Raw genomic sequence first — 16,169 nt, forward strand, 5'->3', positions numbered from 1 at the left:
CATCGCCCATCCGTCCCAGCATCCGGCCGCGGACCTGGCCGTGGACCTCGACCGGGGCGTGACCGCTCCGGCGGGCTTCCGCGCCGGCAGCGCGACGGCGGGGTTCAAGGCCTCGGGCCGTCCGGATCTGGCCGTCGTCGTCAACGACGGGCCGGGCTCGGCCGCCGCCGCGGTGTTCACCTCGAACCGGGTGGCCGCCGCCCCCGTCCACTGGTCCCGTCGGGTGGTCTCCGACGGATCGGCGCGCGCCGTGATCCTCAACTCCGGCGGAGCGAATGCCTGCACGGGCCCGCAGGGCCTCCGGTCCGCGCAGGAGACCGCGGAGCTGGTCGGGGAGGCCCTGGGGATCGGGGCGGGGGAGGTGATCGTGTGCTCGACCGGGCTGATCGGCGAGCAGCTGCCCATGGACGTGATGCGGCAGGGCCTGCCCTCGGTGCTGGCCGATGCGGCCGGCGACCATGCCGCCGGGCTGCGGGCCGCGGGCGCGATCATGACCACGGACTCCGTGGCCAAGCAGGCCGCCCACGCGGATCCCGCGGGCTGGAGCATCGGCGGCATGGCCAAGGGCGCGGGCATGCTCGCCCCCGGTCTGGCCACGATGCTCGTGGTGCTCACGACCGATGCCGACCTGCCCGCCGAGGCCCTGCGGCGCAGCCTGCGCCAGGCGTGCGCCGCGACCTTCGACCGCGCCGACTCGGACGGCTGCATGTCGACCAACGACACCGTCGCGCTGCTGGCCTCGGGGGCCTCGGGCATCGCGCCGGACGAGCACGGCTTCGCGCAGGCGCTCGCCGCGGTGTGCCACAGCCTGGCCCAGCAGCTGATCACCGACGCCGAGGGCGCGGCCCACGACATCGTCATCACCACGACGGGCGCGCGCAGCGAGGCCGAGGCCGAGGAGGTCTCCCGCGCCGTGGCCCGCTCCAACCTCTTCAAGACCGCGATCTTCGGCAACGATCCCAACTGGGGCCGCGTCCTCTCGGCCGTGGGCACGACCTCGGCGGGCTTCGACCCCGACGAGCTCGACGTCTCGATCAACGGCGTCATGGTCTGCCGCGCGGGGATGATCGGCGATCCCCGCGAAGGGGTGGACCTGGCCGCCTCGCGGAAGGCGGAGGTCGTCGTCGACCTGAAGGCCGGGTCCCATGAGGCCACGATCTGGACCAACGACCTGACCCACGACTACGTCGAGGAGAACTCGGCGTACTCCACCTGAGCACGCCCCGGACCGCCCGTCCCCCCGCCCGACCGCCCATCCGAATCCCAGGAGCAGCCATGACCGCCCCATCCGACCGCATCGCCGCCGCCCGCGCCAAGGCCGGCGTGCTCATGGAGGCGCTGCCGTGGATCAGGCGGTTCTCCGGCGCCGTGATGGTCTTCAAGTACGGCGGCAACGCCATGGTCTCCGAGCCGCTGCGGGAGGCCTTCGCCGCGGACATGGTCTTCCTGCGCGAGGTCGGGATCCGTCCCGTCGTCGTGCACGGGGGCGGCCCGCAGATCGATCGGATGCTCGAGCGCATGGGGATCGCCTCGCAGTTCCGCGGCGGGCTGCGGGTCACGTCGAAGGAGGCCGTCGACGTCATCCGCATGGTGCTCACCGGCCAGGTGCAGCGCGAGCTGGTCTCGCTGCTCAATGCGACCGGCCCCTACGCGGTGGGCATCTCCGGCGAGGACGCCTCCCTGCTCGGCGCGGTGCGCCGCGGCACGGTCGTGGACGGCCGGGAGGTGGATCTCGGCCACGTGGGCGAGATCGTCTCGGTGAGCCCCGCCCCGCTGCGCGAGCTGATGGCGGCCGGGCGCATCCCCGTGGTCTCCTCGATCGCCCCGGAGGTCGACGGCGCGGGGCGCTTCACGGGCGAGGTGCTCAACATCAACGCCGACACCGCAGCGGCCGCGATCGCCGTGGCGCTGGGCGCCGAGAAGCTCGTGGCGCTGACCGACATCGAGGGCCTCTACGCGGACTGGCCCGACCGGGACTCGCTGATCTCCTCGCTCGCCGACTCCGAGCTGCGCGAGCTGCTGCCCTCCCTGCAGTCCGGGATGATCCCCAAGATGGAGGCCGCGCTCGCCGCTGTCGAGGGCGGGGTCCCGCGCGCCACGATCGTCGACGGCCGCGTGGCGCACTCCGTGCTGCTGGAGATCTTCACCGACGAGGGCATCGGCACCGAGGTGCGCGCCGAGCGCGCGAAGGACCACGAGGGCACGGAGGCGGCGGGATGAGCCAGACCCAGCACAGCGATCATCAGGACGGCCCGCAGCTGCTCGAGCAGTACGACCAGCACCTGCTCGGCGTCTTCGGCCGGCCCCAGGCGGCGCTCGTGCGCGGCGAGGGCGCGGTCGTCTGGGATGCCGACGGGAACCGGCTGCTCGACCTGCTGGGCGGCATCGCCGTCAACGCCCTGGGCCACGCCCACCCCTCGTGGGTCCGCGCCGTCTCCGAGCAGGCGGCCGTCCTGGGCCACATCTCCAACTTCTTCACCTCCCCGCAGCAGATCGCGCTCGCCGAGAAGCTGCTCGAGGTCGCCCGGGCCCCCGCGGGCTCGCTCGTCTTCTTCGCCAACTCGGGCTCCGAGGCCAACGAGGCGGCCTTCAAGCTGGCCCGCAGGCAGGGCCGGGCGGCGCCGGGGCCCGACGGACCGCGCTCGCGGATCGTGGCGCTCGAGGGCGCCTTCCACGGCCGCACGATCGGCGCCCTGGCCATGACCGCCAAGGCGGCCTATCGCGAGCCGTTCGAGCCCATGCCCGGCGGGGTCGAGCACATCGCCCCCACGATCGAGGCCCTCGAGGCGGCCGTCGACGACACCGTCAGCGCCGTGATCGCCGAGCCGATCCAGGGGGAGTCCGGGATCCGCCCGCTGCCCCAGGGCTGGCTGCGCCGGGCCCGGGAGCTGACGCGCGAGCACGGCGCTCTGCTGATCGTCGACGAGGTCCAGACGGGCATCGGGCGCACGGGGCAGTGGTTCGCCGGCGCGGCCGAGCTGAGCGGGGACGACGCCCCCGATGCCGTGACCCTGGCCAAGGGCCTGGGGGGCGGCTTCCCGATCGGGGCCGTGATCACGTTCGGCGAGCACGTCTCCGGGCTGCTCGGGCCCGGTCAGCACGGCACGACCTTCGGCGGCAATCCGCTGGCCACGGCCGCCGGGCTGGCCACGCTGCAGGCCATCGAGGACGAGGGGCTCCTGGAGAACGCCCGTTCGGTGGGGGCCCGCCTGGCGGGCGGGCTGCGCCGGATCGACGGCGTCGCCGAGGTGCGCGGGCACGGTCTGCTGATCGGCGTCGACCTCGAGCCCGCCCCCTCGGACGGGGCATCGGACGGGTCGACGGCCCCGGCGCTGGGCCCCGCCGTCGTGGCCGCCGCGCGGAGTGCGGGCTTCATCGTCAATGCGACCGGGCCCCTGACCCTGCGCCTGGCCCCGCCGCTGGTCCTGACCACCGCCCAGGCCGACGAGCTGCTCGCCGCGCTGCCCTCGATCCTCGAGGCCGCCCGCGCCGCCGCGCGCAGCGCCCCCGGCAGCTGAGCCGGCCTCCTGCACACCACCGATCGACCCTCCGACGAAGGACCCCGAGATGCCACGCCACTTCCTGCGCGACACGGACCTGAGCCCAGCCGAGCAGGCCGAAGTGCTCGCGCTCGCCGCCGAGCTGAAGCAGGACCGGTGGCGGCACCGCCCGCTGGCCGGGCCCCAGACGGCCACCGTGATCTTCGACAAGACCTCCACGCGCACGCGCTACTCGTTCGCGACCGGCATCTCCGACCTCGGCGGCTCGCCGCTCGTGGTCAACCCGGGCGAGTCCCAGCTCGGGGCCAAGGAGTCCATCGCCGACACGGCCCGGGTGATCTCCCGGATGGTCGGGCTGATCGTGTGGCGGACCTTCGGCCACGCCGGGCTCGAGGAGATGGCGGAGCACTCGCGGGTCCCCGTGATCAACGCCCTGTCCGACGACTTCCACCCGTGCCAGATCCTGGCCGACCTGATGACGATCCGGGAGCAGCTCGGGGGGACGAGCGGCCGCAGCTTCGCCTACCTGGGTGATGCGGCCAACAACATGGCCAACTCGTACCTGCTCGGCATGGCCACGGCCGGGATGGACGTGCGCATCGCGGGCCCGTCTCCGTACCTGCCGGATGACGAGGTCGTCGCGCAGGCCCGGGAGCGGGCCCGGGTCACGGGCGGCTCGGTGCTGGTCACGGAGGACCCTGCGCAGGCCCTCGACGGCGCCGACGTGGTCTGCACGGACACCTGGATCTCGATGGGCCAGGAGGACCAGGCGGCGGCGCGCGCGGAGGTCTTCCGGCCCTACGCGGTCGATGCGGCGGCGATGGCCCAGGCCGGCTCGGAGGCCGTGTTCATGCACTGCCTGCCGGCCTACCGCGGCTCGGAGGTCGCCGCCGAGGTCATCGACGGCCCGCGCTCGGCCGTCTTCCAGGAGGCGGAGAACCGCCTGCATGCCCAGAAGGCGCTCATGGTCTGGCTGCTGGCGGCCTCGGGGCGCTACAGCCTCGAGACCGGGGAGATCGCGCTGCCGGGGTCCGACCGATGAGCATCCCCGCCACCAAGATCGCCCGCCAGGCCCGCATCGTCGAGCTCGTCGGCTCCGGCTCCGTCCACTCGCAGGCCGAGCTCGCGCAGCTGCTGGCCCGCGACGACCTGCAGGTCACCCAGGCCACCCTGTCCCGGGATCTCGTGGAGGTCGGCGCCGTGCGCGTGCGGGACGCCTCCGGCTCCCTCGTGTACACGGTGCCCTCGGCCGCGGGCGAGCCCGCCGGGGCGGCCGAGGCCCCCGCCTCCCCGGAGGCGCGGCTGGCGGGCGTGTGCCGCGAGCTGCTCGTGACTGCCGAGGCCTCCGCCAACCTCGTGATGCTCAAGACCCCGCCGGGGGCGGCGCAGTACTTCGCCTCGATCATCGACCAGTCCGGGATCCGGCCCGTCCTGGGCACGATCGCCGGGGACGACTCGATCATGGTCATCAGCCGGGACCCGTCCGGCGGGGAGGAGCTGGCCGAGCACTTCCTGCGCCTGGCGGGCGGGGAGTGAGGCGCGGCGTCGGGGGGATGTGGTCCAATGGCCCCCGTCCTATTCGCAGCGAGCCGACCCGTCCCGCCGGCTCCGCGCCCCGAGCCGGGCGCCCTGAGCCGAAGGCCACCCCGTGACGAATCTCGCGACCCTGCTCACCGATTCCGCCCGCCGCCTGCCGGAGGCCGTCGCGCTGCGCGTCGGCGACCTGGCGGTCTCCTACGCCGAGCTCGAGGAGCTGGTCGCCTCCTTCGCCGGCACGCTGCGCGCCGAGGGCGTGGGGGAGGGCGACCGGGTGGCGCTGATCGCCCCCAACGTGCCGCAGATGGCCGTCGCGTACTACGGCATCCTGCGCCTGGGGGCGGTCGTGGTGCCCCTGAACCCGCTGCTGACCGCGCGCGAGCTGCACGGGCTGTTCGCCGCCGCGGAGCTCTCCGCCGTCGTGGCGGATGCCGCCGTCTCGGCGAACGCGCGCGCCGCCCACGCGGAGCTGGCCCGGGGGATCCCGTTCCTCGAGACGGATGCGCAGACCCTCCGGGCACCGGAGCCGGCCCAGGCTCCTGGGGCACCCGCCGAGCGGGCCGACGACGATCTCGCGGTGCTGCTGTTCACCTCCGGCACCACGGGCGATCCCAAGGGCGCGTCGCTCACGCACGACAACGTGAGGTCCAACGCCCTGATGACCACCCGGATGTTCACCTACGTGCCCGAGGACGTCGTGCTGGGCGCGCTGCCGTTCTTCCACGTGTTCGGCCAGACGGTGTGCCTGAACGCGCCCGTGGCCGTGGGCGCGACCATCAGCCTGGTCCCGTCCTTCCAGCCCCGCGCCGTGCTGCACCAGCTGCGCGACCACTCGGTGACCCGGCCCATCGGGGTGCCGTCCATGCTCATGGCGCTGTGCCAGGTGCAGGCCAAGGAGCGGCTCGAGCTGCCCGCCCTGCATTCGGCGATCTCCGGCGGCGCCGCGCTGCCCGTCGAGGTGCTCAAGCGCTTCGAGCAGCTCTTCGGCATCACGCTCTACGAGGGCTACGGCCTGTCGGAGACCTCTCCCGTCGTGGCCTTCAACCACCCCATCCACGAGCGCGTCCCCGGTTCGATCGGGACCGCCGTCGAGGACGCTCGCCTGATCATCCTGGACGACGCCGGCGAGGAGCTGCCCCGAGGGGAGATCGGGGAGCTGGCGGTGGCCGGGCGCTACGTCATGGCCGGGTACTGGCGGCAGCCCGAGGCCACGGCGGCGGCCTTCGCCGGCGAGTTCTTCCGCACGGGGGACATGGCCCGGCAGGACGAGCACGACCGCTTCTGGATCGTGGACCGGAAGAAGGACACGATCCTGCGCAACGGCTACAACGTCTATCCGCGCGAGGTCGAGGAGCTGATCTACGAGCACCCGGGCATCGAGGAGGCCGCCGTGGTCGGGCGCGGCGATCTCACCTCGGATCAGCGGATCGCGGCCTGCCTGGTCCTGCGCGAGGGCCACGACCGGGACGCGGTCGTCGCCGAGCTGCGATCGATGCTGCGCAGCGGGCTCGCCTCCTACAAGCGGCCGCACGACTACCGGGTCGTCGAGTCCCTGCCCAAGGGCTCGACCGGCAAGATCCTCAAGCGCGAGATCGACCTGGGCTGAACCCGGTCCGCGCCCGGGTGCGACGACGGCCCGCCGTCCTGCCCGGGCGGGCCGTCATGCGCTGCGCCGGCGGTCTGCCGGGACGCCGTTCAGGCGTGCTCGTCGAGCAGCGGGATGACGTTCGTGCGCCCGAACTCCTCGGCCACGGCGCGTGCTGGCCGGAAGCCGGTGTCCTGCCCGGCGCCGGCCTCGAGCAGGCGCCGGGTGATGGCCTCGTTGCCGCGGAAGACCGCGCAGATCAGGGCGGTGAAGCCCATGTCCGAGACGCGCTCGGTGTCCGCCCGGTGCTCGAGCAGCATCGCGACCGTGTCCTCGTGCTCGTGGTACGCCGCGAGGTTGAGCAGGGTGTCGCCCTTGCCGTTGGTCAGGTTGACCGGGACCCCGGCCTCGAGGGCCTGGCGCAGCTGATCGGTGCCGCCCTCGCGGGCGAGGTCGAACATCTGGTTCAGCAGCGCGAGCTCGTCCTCGCTGAGCTCGGGGGCGCCGCCGGGCTGGGGATCGGGGGCGGTGTTCTGCTCGGACATGGGACTCCTTGGCGTTCTCGGGACGGCTGCTGGGGGATCATGGCCCCGGGGGCGCTGGCTTCCGAGCAGGCCGCGCGGGACGAGCAGATCCGCCGTCCAGTATCCGGCCTGCCGCCGCGCCCCACAATGCATAAATACAACCCGGTGTGTATAGTCATGCACAGCAGACCCGCAGCACCCGATTCTTCCAAGGAGACACACATGACCGAGCGCGTCGTACTCGCCTACTCGGGCGGCCTGGACACGTCCGTCGCCATCGGCTGGATCGGCGAGGCCACGGGTGCCGAGGTCATCGCCTGCGCCGTCGACGTCGGACAGGGCGGCGAGGACCTCGAGGCCATCCGCCAGCGCGCCCTCGACTGCGGCGCGGTCGAGGCCGTGGTCGCCGACGCCCGCGACGAGTTCGCGGAGCAGTACTGCATGCCGGCGCTCAAGGCCAACGCCCTCTACATGGACGCCTACCCGCTGGTCTCGGCCGTCTCCCGCCCCGTGATCGTCAAGCACCTCGTCGACGCCGCCAAGGAGCACGGCGCCACGACCGTCGCCCACGGCTGCACCGGCAAGGGCAACGACCAGGTCCGCTTCGAGGTCGGCATCCAGACCCTGGGCCCGGACCTGCAGTGCATCGCCCCGGTGCGCGACCTCGCCCTGACCCGCGAGAAGGCCATCGACTACGCCGAGCGCAACGACCTGCCGATCGAGACGACCAAGAAGAACCCCTTCTCGATCGACCAGAACGTCTGGGGCCGCGCGGTCGAGACCGGCTTCCTCGAGGACATCTGGAACGGCCCCACCAAGGATGTCTACGACTACACCGACGACCCGGCGTTCCCGCCCGCGCCCGACGAGGTCGTCATCGGCTTCGAGCAGGGCATCCCCGTGGCGATCGACGGGCGGAAGGTCACCCCGCTCGAGGCCATCCAGGAGCTCAACCGCCGCGCGGGTGCGCACGGCGTGGGCCGCATCGACATCGTCGAGGACCGCCTCGTGGGCATCAAGTCCCGCGAGATCTACGAGGCCCCCGGCGCGATGGCCCTGATCGCCGCGCACCAGGAGCTCGAGAACGTCACCGTCGAGCGCGAGCAGGCCCGGTTCAAGAAGACCGTCGGCCAGCGCTGGACCGAGCTGGTGTACGACGGCCAGTGGTTCTCCCCGCTGAAGAAGTCCCTCGACGTCTTCCTCGACGACACCCAGCGCTACGTCAACGGCGAGATCCGGATGACGCTGCACGCCGGCAAGGCCTCCGTGACGGGCCGGCGCTCGGAGACCGCGCTGTACGACTTCAACCTGGCGACCTACGACGAGGGCGACTCCTTCGACCAGTCCCAGGCCCGCGGCTTCATCGAGCTGTTCGGCATGTCCTCCAAGGTCGCCTCCGCCCGCGACCAGCGCCTGGCCGCCGGGGGCAGGTGACCCGCGGGCGCTGAGCCGGTCTCCGCAGCCCGACGACACGGCGGCCCCTCCTCTCTTGACTGCTTCGCTCGACGTCTGCGGGAGGAGAGGCCGCCGTGCCCTTCCTGACTCTCGAGCCGGCCGGGACGGCGCCGCGAGGGGTCTCCTGTGCAGATCTTCAGCGGCGGATGCCCTGCATAGGCGACTCCTGGGTCCTGGTCGGCAGCGGCGGATCGGCGACACGGCTGAGGATCCGAGGGCGGCGTCGAACCGCTGAGCCGACCGGCCCCCCCCCTCCGCCCTTCCCACGTCCGCCGGTGGGCTGGTGACAGCTGCGCATCCCATCAGCTCTGATGGCGTGCAGAGCTGTCACCAATCGGTCCACCGCCCATCCCGGGCCCAGCGGACGAACCCACATACCACCACCAGCCCTAAGCTGGAGCCAGCACAAGGACACGATCGAGGAGCAGCACCAGTGGCAGAGCACGTCAAGCACGGGACCAACGAGGGCGCGCTGTGGGGCGGGCGCTTCGCGGGCGGCCCGGACCAGGCGCTCGCCGCGCTGTCCAAGTCCACGCAGTTCGACTGGCGGCTGGCGCCGTACGACATCGCTGGCTCGCGCGCCCACGCCCGCGTGCTGCATGCCGTGGACCTGCTCAGCGACGACGAGCTCGACGGCATGCTCGATGCGCTCGACCGTCTCGAGGCCGACGTCCGCTCGGGCGCCTACCTGCCCGCGGAGTCGGACGAGGACGTGCACGGCTCGCTCGAGCGCGGCCTGATCGAGCGCGCCGGCCCCGAGCTGGGCGGGAAGCTGCGCGCGGGGCGCTCTCGCAACGACCAGATCGCCACCGAGGGCCGGATGTACCTGCGCGATCACGCCTCGATCATCGCCAAGGAGCTGCTCGACGTCGTCCGCGCCCTGATCCAGCAGGCGAAGGCGCACCCGTTCGCCCCCATGCCGGGGCGCACGCACCTGCAGCACGCCCAGCCGATCCTGCTCTCCCACCATCTGCTGGCCCACGCCTGGGCCATGGTGCGCGACGTCGAGCGCTTCGTGGACTGGGACCGGCGCGCCGCGGTGTCGCCCTACGGCTCCGGGGCGCTCGCGGGTTCGACGCTGGGCCTGGACCCGAACGCCGTGGCCCGCGAGCTGGGCTTCGACTCCGCTGTGCACAACTCGATCGACGGCACGGCCTCGCGCGATGTCTACGCGGAGTTCGCGTGGATCTGCGCGATGCTCTCCGTCGACGTCTCGCGGATCAGCGAGGAGATCACGACATGGGCCACCAAGGAGTTCTCCTTCGTGACCCTGCACGACTCCTTCTCCACGGGGTCCTCGATCATGCCGCAGAAGAAGAACCCGGACGTCGCCGAGCTCGCCCGCGGCAAGTCCGGCCGGCTGATCGGGGACCTGACGGGCCTGCTGGCCACGCTCAAGGCCCTGCCGCTGGCCTACAACCGGGACCTGCAGGAGGACAAGGAGCCGGTCTTCGACGCGATCGACCAGCTCGAGGTCCTGCTGCCCGCCGTCTCCGGCATGATCGCGACCCTCAGCTTCAGCACCGAGCGCATGGCCGAGCTGGCGCCGCGCGGCTTCGCGCTGGCCACCGACATCGCCGAGTGGCTGGTCCGCCAGGGCGTGCCCTTCCGCGACGCGCACGAGATCTCCGGCGACGCGGTGCGCGTGTGCGAGCAGCGCGACATCGAGCTCTGGGACCTGAGCGACGACGACTTCGCCGCGATCGACGCGCGCCTCACCCCGCAGGTGCGCGAGGTCCTCACGCTCGAGGGCTCGCTGCGCTCTCGCTCCTCCCAGGGCGGAACCGGCCCGCAGGCCGTCGAGGCGCAGCTGGCGGCCCTCGAGGACCGGCTGAGGGCGCTCGAGGCCTTCGAGGACCGCGCTCCCGTGGTCGGGGCCTGAGCGGGCGTGCCGGAGACCACACGCAGCGCCGGCGGCCCGCTGGACCCCCGGCTGCTCGAGATCCTGCACCGCCCGGCCCCCGAGGTCGCGCCGCTGCTGCTCGGGGCGCGGCTGAGCTCCGTGACGCCTGAGGGCACGGTCACCGTGCGGCTCAGCGAGATCGAGGCCTACGGCGGCCAGGCCGGCAGCGACCTGCCGGACCCCGGAGCGCACACGTACAACGGGCGCACCGCCCGCAACGCCTCGATGTTCGGCCCGCCGGGGCACGCGTACGTGTACTTCACCTACGGCCTGCACCACGCGATCAACCTGGTCTGCCGGCCCGAGGGGGAGCCCGGGGGGTGCCTGCTGCGCTCCGGCGAGGTCGTCGAGGGCGTCGAGATCGCCGTCCGCCGCCGATCCGCGCGGCGGTCCACGGCGCCCTCCGAGGCCTCCCTGGCCCGCGGGCCGGGCAACATGGCCCAGGCCCTGGGCCTGGGGCTCGACGACGACGGCGCCCCCCTCGGGTCGCCCCGAGCCGCGGCACCGGACGCCTCGTCCTCCGGAGCCGCGGCTCCGGAACCCGCCGGCAGTGCACGGCGGCTGCTGCTCGAGCTCGGGACGCCGCCGGAGTCGGTGGTCACCACGGCGCGCACCGGGGTCTCGGGCGAGGGCGGCACCGACCGGTTCCCGTGGCGCTTCGCGATCCCCGGGGATCCGACGGTCTCCCCGTACCGCAGGGCCTCGCCCAAGAAGCGCCGCACGCGCGGCCGGGACACTACGATGGGCGCGTGACTCAGCGCAGCCCCGCCCCCGTGCCCGACTCCCGACCCGAATCGGTCGAGGAGATGATCGACCGGCTGTGCGTCAAGATCCCGGACCACCCCGAGCCCGGGGTGCTCTTCCGCGATCTGACCCCGCTGTTCGCCGACGGCCCCGCCTTCGCGCGCGCCGTCGACGCCCTGGCGGAGGTGTTCAGCGGGCAGTTCGAGTACGTGGCCGGCATCGAGGCGCGCGGATTCCTGCTCGCGGGCGCCGTCTCGCGGGCCACCGGGGCCGGGGTCATCCCCGTCCGCAAGGAGGGCAAGCTGCCCCGCGAGACGTACCGCGAGAGCTACCAGCTCGAGTACGGCTCCGCGGTCCTCGAGATCCACACCGACGACGTCCCCCGCGGCTCCCGCGTGCTCGTCGTCGACGACATCCTCGCGACCGGCGGCACCCTGGAGGCCAGCGCGAGGCTGCTGCACCGCGCCGGGCTGCACATCGCGGGCTTCGGGCTGCTCATGGAGCTCACGGAGCTGCGCGGCCGGGCGCGCCTGGGCGGGCACCGCGCCCGCGCGCTGTACCGGGTGTGAGCCGCCGTCCGATCTGCTGAGAGCAGAAGGCCCGTCCCGGGCCGGCAACCTCCCGTTCACACGCGGAGGACTAGGATGTCTGGTCCCCTGATCCGGGCTGATCGGGGCGATGCGGACGTTTCGAGGAGCACGAGCACATGACGGATGTCGCCGGCAGCACCAGCACCCAGTCGGGATCGCCCGATGACCGCGGCGAGGACCGGGACGCCTCCCGGGCCGCGCTCGAGCGGCAGCTGGCCGTCGAGCAGGCCTACGTCGGGCGGCTCTACGAGCGTCTGGATGCGCTGCGCGAGGAGAAGGCCGCCGAGCTGGACCGCGTGCGCCGATCGGACGCCGGCGGCGGGCACCAGTCCCGGTCCGAGCGCGATGCCTTCGCCACGCACTACGAGGACCGCCTGGCGCAGCTGGAGGCCGTCGACCAGCGGCTGGTCTTCGGCCGGATCGACACCGCGGACGAGGGAGAGGCCGCGACCCGCTACATCGGGCGGATCGGGCTGGCCACGGAGGACCATCAGCGGCTGCTCGTCGACTGGCGGGCCCGCGAGGCGGCCGCCTTCTACCAGGCCACCGGCCGCAGCCGGATGGGCGTCCGGCGTCGTCGGCACCTGATCCTCGACGGGCGCGACGTCTCGGCGATCGAGGACGACGTCCTGGACCCCGAGCTGCTCGACGACGAGAGCGTGCTCCAGGGAGAGGGCGCTCTGCTCGCGGCGCTGAACTCCAAGCGGACCGGGCGCATGACCGACATCGTCGCCACGATCCAGGGGGAGCAGGACCGCATCATCCGCGCGCCCCTGCAGGGCGTGCGGGTGGTCCAGGGCGGGCCCGGCACCGGCAAGACGGCCGTGGCGCTGCATCGCGCGGCGTTCCTGCTCTACGAGCACCGGGAGCGGCTGCGCCGCTCGGGGGTGCTGATCGTCGGGCCGTCGTCGTCGTTCCTGTGGTACATCGACCGCGTCCTCCCGTCTCTCGGGGAGACCGGCGTCGTCATGTCCTCGCTGGCCGATCTGTACCCGGGCGTGCACGGCGTGCCCGAGCGCAGCCGGGAGGCGGCGCGGCTGAAGGCCGGGCTCGAGATGGTCGACGTCATCAAGCGGGCGGTCCGGGACCGGCAGAAGCTGCCCGCGCAGGACCAGGTCCTGGAGGTCGACTCCCACCGCGTGGTCCTCACGCGCTCGCTCGTGCGCCGGGCGCGGGAGAAGGCTCGAGGCACGGGCAAGCCTCACAACGAGGCCCGCACGACCTTCCTCAAGATCATCCTGCGGGAGCTGGCGGAGAAGCTCGGCGAGGAGCTGAACGAGCGTTCCGGCAACGTGATCGACCGTTCGTACCTGATCGAGGACCTGCGGCAGGCGCCCGCGGTGCGCCGCGCGGTCAACCTGCTGTGGCTGCCGATCTCCGCCGAGACGCTCGTGCGGCAGCTGTTCGCCAAGCGGCACTACCTGGACTCCGCGTTCCGGCACCTGAGCCCGGAGCAGCGGGACCTGCTCGCACGGGACCGGGACGCGCCGCTGACGGTCTCCGACGTCCCGCTGCTCGACGAGGCGGCCGAGCGCCTGGGCACGCTCGAGGACGCCGGCGTGCGCATCCGCACCGGCGAGGCGGAGCGCGCCAAGGCCACCGAGATGGCCGAGAAGGCGCTGTACAACATGAGCCAGGCCCTCGAGGACGTCGGCGTCGACGGCGTCGTCAGCGCCCAGGACCTCACCGATTTCAACGAGGAGCACGTGCATCGCATGACGGCCGCCGAGGCCGCGACCGCGGATCGCACCTGGGCCTACGGCCACGTCGTCGTCGACGAGGCGCAGGAGCTGACCCCCATGCAGTGGCGGGTGCTGATGCGCCGGTGCCCCATGAAGTCGTTCACCGTCGTCGGCGACATCGCGCAGGCGGGCTCGGCGTCCGCGGCCACGTCCTGGGCCGATGCGCTCGCGCCCTTCGTGGGCGATCGGTTCTCCCTCGAGGAGCTCACGGTCAACTACCGCACGCCCGAGTCGGTCGCCTCGGTGGCCGCAGCCGTCGCCCGGGCCGCCGGCCAGGACGTCGCGGCTCCCCGGGCCGTGCGCGAGGGCGAGCCCCCGATCATCGACGAGCTGCCCGCCGAAGCCGGCCAGGAGCAGCTGCTCGCGGCGATCGAGCGGCAGCTCGGGGAGGAGCTGGAGGTCGTGCACGGCGGGCTGGTCGCCGTGATCGCACCCGAGGATCGGGTCAGGGCCGTGGGGCAGCGGCTCGCCCGGCGCTTCCCCGGGCGGGTGGGCGCCGGCGTGCGCCGCCTCGAGCACCAGATCGTCGTGCTCTCCACGTGGGATGCCAAGGGACTCGAGTTCGACTCGGTCGTCCTGGTGCAGCCGCAGGAGATCATCGACGAGTACGACGGCGTCGGCTCGCTCTATGTGGCCATGACCCGCCCCACCCAGCGCCTGCGCACCGTCTCGGCCGGACCGCTGCCCGCAGGCTTCGACGGCGTCCGCGCCTGACCGGACCCACCGCTCCCTCACTGATAGGTTTCCCCACGTGACCACGACCCCCACGGCGATCGATCTCGCAGCGCAGCACAACGACCCCGCGTTCCCCGGCATCTGGCAGGAGCTGAACTGGCGGGGCCTCGTGCACGTGTCCACGGACGAGGCGGCCCTCGAGGAGCTGCTCAACGGGGAGCCGATCACCTATTACTGCGGCTTCGATCCCACCGCGGCGTCGCTGCACCTGGGGCACCTGGTCCAGCTGCTCACGCTGCGCCGGCTCCAGCTCGCCGGCCACCGGCCGCTGGGGCTCGTCGGGGGATCGACCGGTCTGATCGGGGATCCCCGCCAGACCTCCGAGCGAGTGCTGAACTCCCGCGAGGTCGTCGACGAATGGGTCGAGCGGCTGCGCGGTCAGATCGAGCGCTTCCTGTCCTTCGAGGGCGACAACGCCGCGCGCATGGTCAACAACATGGACTGGACCGGCGGGCTGTCGGCCATCGACTTCCTGCGCGATGTCGGCAAGCACTTCCGCGTGGGCACCATGATCAAGAAGGAGATCGTGGCCAAGCGCCTGAACTCCGAGGAGGGCATCTCCTACACCGAGTTCAGCTACCAGATCCTGCAGGGCATGGACTTCCTGAACCTGCACCGCGACTACGGCTGCATGCTGCAGACCGGCGGGTCCGATCAGTGGGGCAACCTCACCTCCGGGACCGAGCTGGTGCGCAAGGTGGAGGGCGCCTCGGTGCAGGCCATCGGGACTCCGCTGATCACCAACTCCGACGGCACCAAGTTCGGCAAGTCCGAGGGCAATGCCATCTGGCTCGATCCGGAGCTCACCTCGCCGTACGCGTTCTACCAGTTCTGGCTCAACACGGCCGATGCCGATGTGATCGACCGGCTCAAGGTCTTCACGTTCCGGACCAGCGAGGAGATCGCCGAGCTCGAGCGGCGCGTCGCCGAGGAGCCGTTCCGCCGCGCGGCCCAGAAGCAGCTCGCCTGGGACGTCACCGTCCTGGTCCACGGGACCCAGGCCACCGAGCAGGCGATCGCCGCCTCCGAGGCCGTCTTCGGCAAGGGGGATCTGAGCGCGCTCGACCGGCAGACTCTCGCTGCCGTGATCGGGGAGCTGCCGTCGGCCGCGGTGGGAGCCGAGGATCGCTCGATCATCGACCTGCTCGTGGCCACGGGGCTGTCGACCACGCGGTCCGAGGCGCGGCGGACGCTCCAGGAGGGCGGGGTGTCGGTCAACAACCGCAGGATCCAGGGCGTCGACGCGCAGCTCGTGGACGACATGCTGCTGCACGGCGCCTACGCACTGCTCAAGCGCGGCAAGAAGAACATGGCCGGCGTGGTCGTCGACGGCTGAACGACCGGCAGCGCTCCGCCGGAGGTGTGGACCGGCGGCTGCCGCGCGGCCACCATGCGGTGCCGACGGCACGCGACCACGGCCCCGGGTTCCATGACCCGGGGCCGTCCGCATGGTGCGGGACCGCTCGCCCGCCGGCAGGATCGGCCGCAGCGGCGGCATCGCGGTGAGTCGGACCACAAACGACTCCAGCGGTTTGCGCGGGACCGGGACCGTGTGTAGTGTTCCTTCTCGTCGCTCCGGCAGTCCGGACGACACCGAACGGCCGAGAGGCGCTCGGGGTCGGACTGCAAGCAACACGCCGGAAGGCAACCGAAGGTTCACCCGCTGGAGACAGCGAGTTGACCGGGAGGGGCCGGAACGGTAACGTTGCGGAGTGCTTCGGGCGGAAAGGCGAACCGAGCTGCGGTTGCAGCGGGGGAGCGGCCCGAGCAGGACGATCTGATCTTCGCTGGCCCTGTGGTGGGGTCGGGTTGGTCGTCTGTTGTTTGAGAACTCGATAGTGTGCCAAGTTTGCTG

13 protein-coding genes are annotated in these 16,169 nt (G+C 72.5%); 12 read left to right on the top strand and 1 reads right to left on the bottom strand.

Going from position 1 to position 16,169, the window contains the following annotated elements:
* Position 1: 1 nt before the first annotated feature.
* From argJ to FSY66_RS09560, 6 genes are all read left to right on the top strand, one after another.
* Positions 2–1,216: a bifunctional glutamate N-acetyltransferase/amino-acid acetyltransferase ArgJ gene (gene argJ, locus FSY66_RS09535; RefSeq protein ID WP_260853627.1), complete on the top strand. Its 1,215-nt coding sequence runs from the start codon at positions 2–4 to the stop codon at positions 1,214–1,216.
* 59 nt (positions 1,217–1,275) lie between these two features.
* Positions 1,276–2,220 (top strand): acetylglutamate kinase, encoded by a 945-nt coding sequence (argB, locus tag FSY66_RS09540; RefSeq protein WP_144794217.1) that lies wholly within the window; start codon positions 1,276–1,278, stop codon positions 2,218–2,220.
* Positions 2,217–3,518, top strand: a complete 1,302-nt coding sequence (locus FSY66_RS09545) for an acetylornithine transaminase (RefSeq protein ID WP_144794220.1) — start codon at positions 2,217–2,219, stop codon at positions 3,516–3,518. Before argB ends, FSY66_RS09545 begins: the two co-directional genes overlap by 4 nt.
* Positions 3,519–3,567: 49 nt before the next feature.
* Complete coding sequence (gene argF, locus FSY66_RS09550; protein WP_144794224.1) at positions 3,568–4,542, top strand: ornithine carbamoyltransferase; 975 nt, start codon at positions 3,568–3,570, stop codon at positions 4,540–4,542.
* Positions 4,539–5,036 carry an arginine repressor gene (locus FSY66_RS09555; RefSeq protein WP_144794227.1) on the top strand — a complete coding sequence of 166 codons (498 nt, stop codon included), beginning with the start codon at positions 4,539–4,541 and terminating at the stop codon, positions 5,034–5,036. The genes argF and FSY66_RS09555 overlap by 4 nt, the downstream gene beginning before the upstream one ends.
* Positions 5,037–5,148: 112 nt before the next feature.
* Positions 5,149–6,642, top strand: coding sequence for a long-chain-fatty-acid--CoA ligase (locus tag FSY66_RS09560; RefSeq protein WP_144794232.1), 1,494 nt, complete (start codon positions 5,149–5,151; stop codon positions 6,640–6,642).
* Between the two features lie 89 nt (positions 6,643–6,731).
* Here FSY66_RS09560 and FSY66_RS09565 read toward each other — a convergent pair whose 3' ends face one another.
* Positions 6,732–7,166, bottom strand: coding sequence for an ankyrin repeat domain-containing protein (locus FSY66_RS09565; protein WP_144794235.1), 435 nt, complete (start codon positions 7,164–7,166; stop codon positions 6,732–6,734).
* Positions 7,167–7,367: 201 nt separating this feature from the next.
* Here FSY66_RS09565 and FSY66_RS09570 point away from each other — a divergent pair, with 201 nt between their 5' ends.
* The 6 genes from FSY66_RS09570 to tyrS all read left to right on the top strand — a co-directional run bounded on the left by FSY66_RS09570 (position 7,368) and on the right by tyrS (position 15,650).
* The gene (locus FSY66_RS09570; protein WP_144794238.1) at positions 7,368–8,579 is read left to right on the top strand and encodes an argininosuccinate synthase; all 1,212 of its coding nucleotides are present in this window, start codon (positions 7,368–7,370) and stop codon (positions 8,577–8,579) included.
* A 454-nt stretch (positions 8,580–9,033) separates the two neighbouring features.
* Complete coding sequence (argH, locus tag FSY66_RS09575) at positions 9,034–10,482, top strand: argininosuccinate lyase (RefSeq protein WP_144794241.1); 1,449 nt, start codon at positions 9,034–9,036, stop codon at positions 10,480–10,482.
* A gap of 6 nt (positions 10,483–10,488) precedes the next feature.
* Positions 10,489–11,256: a DNA-3-methyladenine glycosylase gene (locus FSY66_RS09580; RefSeq protein WP_260853621.1), complete on the top strand. Its 768-nt coding sequence runs from the start codon at positions 10,489–10,491 to the stop codon at positions 11,254–11,256.
* Between the two features lie 53 nt (positions 11,257–11,309).
* On the top strand, positions 11,310–11,816 hold the full coding sequence (locus FSY66_RS09585; protein WP_144794320.1) for an adenine phosphoribosyltransferase: 507 nt from the start codon (positions 11,310–11,312) through the stop codon (positions 11,814–11,816).
* Positions 11,817–11,953: 137 nt separating this feature from the next.
* On the top strand, positions 11,954–14,293 hold the full coding sequence (locus FSY66_RS09590) for a HelD family protein (protein ID WP_144794245.1): 2,340 nt from the start codon (positions 11,954–11,956) through the stop codon (positions 14,291–14,293).
* A 37-nt stretch (positions 14,294–14,330) separates the two neighbouring features.
* A complete protein-coding gene (gene tyrS, locus FSY66_RS09595) occupies positions 14,331–15,650 on the top strand; it encodes a tyrosine--tRNA ligase (protein ID WP_144794248.1) in 1,320 nt (439 codons plus the stop codon).
* The last annotated feature ends 519 nt before the right edge of the window (positions 15,651–16,169 follow it).

The organism is Kocuria palustris, from assembly GCF_007666205.1.
GTDB classification, from domain to species: domain Bacteria; phylum Actinomycetota; class Actinomycetes; order Actinomycetales; family Micrococcaceae; genus Kocuria; species Kocuria palustris_A.

What these genes read in the sequence shown, in the direction of transcription:
- FSY66_RS09585 (WP_144794320.1), top strand. Translation starts at nt 11,310, where the DNA reads ATGATCGACCGGCTGTGCGTCAAGATCCCGGACCACCCCGAGCCCGGG.
- FSY66_RS09590 (WP_144794245.1), top strand. Translation starts at nt 11,954, where the DNA reads ATGACGGATGTCGCCGGCAGCACCAGCACCCAGTCGGGATCGCCCGAT.
- FSY66_RS09545 (WP_144794220.1), top strand. Translation starts at nt 2,217, where the DNA reads ATGAGCCAGACCCAGCACAGCGATCATCAGGACGGCCCGCAGCTGCTC.
- FSY66_RS09565 (WP_144794235.1), bottom strand. Translation starts at nt 7,166, where the DNA reads ATGTCCGAGCAGAACACCGCCCCCGATCCCCAGCCCGGCGGCGCCCCC.
- argF (WP_144794224.1), top strand. Translation starts at nt 3,568, where the DNA reads ATGCCACGCCACTTCCTGCGCGACACGGACCTGAGCCCAGCCGAGCAG.
- argB (WP_144794217.1), top strand. Translation starts at nt 1,276, where the DNA reads ATGACCGCCCCATCCGACCGCATCGCCGCCGCCCGCGCCAAGGCCGGC.
- FSY66_RS09570 (WP_144794238.1), top strand. Translation starts at nt 7,368, where the DNA reads ATGACCGAGCGCGTCGTACTCGCCTACTCGGGCGGCCTGGACACGTCC.
- FSY66_RS09555 (WP_144794227.1), top strand. Translation starts at nt 4,539, where the DNA reads ATGAGCATCCCCGCCACCAAGATCGCCCGCCAGGCCCGCATCGTCGAG.